This is a genomic window from Vibrio sp. 1557 (assembly GCF_033340175.1).
In the GTDB taxonomy this organism is placed as follows: Bacteria; Pseudomonadota; Gammaproteobacteria; order Enterobacterales; family Vibrionaceae; genus Vibrio; species Vibrio alginolyticus.
On sequence record NZ_JAWOVZ010000119.1, the window covers coordinates 1 to 1,448 of the forward strand.

Consider the following 1,448-nt stretch of genomic DNA (forward strand, 5'->3'; position numbering starts at 1 on the left):
TACGCCTCGCACCTCACTCAAACCAATCAACTGTTTGGTGATCGCATCGGCATGGCTCAAACCATTGCTCAATGGCATCTCTTCTTCTTTAGCGAAATAACCCGGCGTGGTTAATGTCAGATGCCCCGTGTCTCGCGCTGTGGATTCTTTCAAGCTGTCGTAGGTATAAAGGCCAAAACCACCTGCGCTGGTCAGCGCAAAAACTGCAATGGCGATGATCAGCATCGACAACAAACTGCGTCGGCGATTACGTTGTAGATTCAGCCAAGCAAGGCGAACCGAAACGGGAATTAGCTTGCCCATGAGACCTCCTCCACACTGGCGTGCGTTTGGATGATTTTGCCGTCCACCAGCTCGATGGTGCGATCGCAGCGTGATGCCATGCGAGGGTCGTGAGTGGCGACAATGAAGGTGGTACCAAACTCGTGCCCGAGCCCTTTCATGATATCGATGACTTTGTTTGCGGTTTGGCTATCGAGGCTTGCTGTTGGCTCGTCGGCAATCACTAATGCAGGTTTGTGAACCAAAGCGCGAGCAATCGCTACCCGTTGCTGCTGACCACCAGACAAGTTATCGGGCATGTGATGGATAAATTCGCCCAGCCCCACATGTTCCAGCATCTGTGAGGCAAGTTCAGTTTGTGCAGTTTTTGAAAAACCGTTGAGATGCAACGGATAAGCGACGTTCTCCAAAGCCGTCATCACTGGCACCAAGTTGAATTTTTGAAATATAAAACCCAGCTTTTCACGGCGCATTTTCGCAGCCTGCATTTGTCCACTCGGGTAAGGTTGACCAGCAAACGTTACCTGACCTTGATATTGAGAATCCAACATGCCAAGCACATTGAGTAAGGTACTTTTTCCTGAGCCGGAAGGCCCACACAGCGCCACCATTTCACCGGCAAACACCTCACCAGAGACATCTTGCAACGCGCGTACGGTTTGGCTGCCAAGGGTGTAATCGCGACTGAGTTTACTGAAAACGATCATGACGCCTCCTTAATGTTTAGCCAGTAACGCTTTGGCAGTTTGCGTTTCTAAGTGAGTGCTATCGAAACTTTCCATTTTCGCCAACCATTTCTGCGCTTGCTCCATGTCCTCAGCACGCAGCGCTGCTTCAATGGCGTAAAGGTAAACCCAAGCCGTTGCCGCGAACGGTTGTTGATTGAAGCTCGGTTCATTAAGCAGAGTCAGGTACAGCTCGTACCCACGCTCAAAGTGATTAAACATATCCGGAAGCGAAGTGTAAGTGGTGGCCGCCATCGCAGTAGCCAATTGATATTCTGGTAGCCCTTGTAAACGCTGCTGCTCTTGAATCGGCATAGGTTGATTCGCCATTAAATCCAAACCTTTCTGAATGGTGGCAAGCCCGCGCTCAGTGAACTTCATCTTGTTCCATGGCATAAACGCATCGCGCCCTTGCAAGGTTTCACTGCTGCCAAGGTAAAC

General features: G+C 50.4%; 3 protein-coding genes. All 3 read right to left on the bottom strand.

Going from position 1 to position 1,448, the window contains the following annotated elements:
* Positions 1-303, bottom strand: a 303-nt coding sequence (locus R7070_RS25110) for an ABC transporter permease (RefSeq protein WP_411912995.1), incomplete at its 3' end; no start/stop codon positions are given.
* Positions 291-989: an ABC transporter ATP-binding protein gene (locus R7070_RS25115; RefSeq protein WP_318141385.1), complete on the bottom strand. Its 699-nt coding sequence runs from the start codon at positions 987-989 to the stop codon at positions 291-293. The genes R7070_RS25115 and R7070_RS25110, both read right to left, overlap by 13 nt.
* Positions 990-998: 9 nt before the next feature.
* Positions 999-1,448, bottom strand: a 450-nt coding sequence (locus R7070_RS25120) for a hypothetical protein (protein ID WP_318141386.1), incomplete at its 5' end; no start/stop codon positions are given.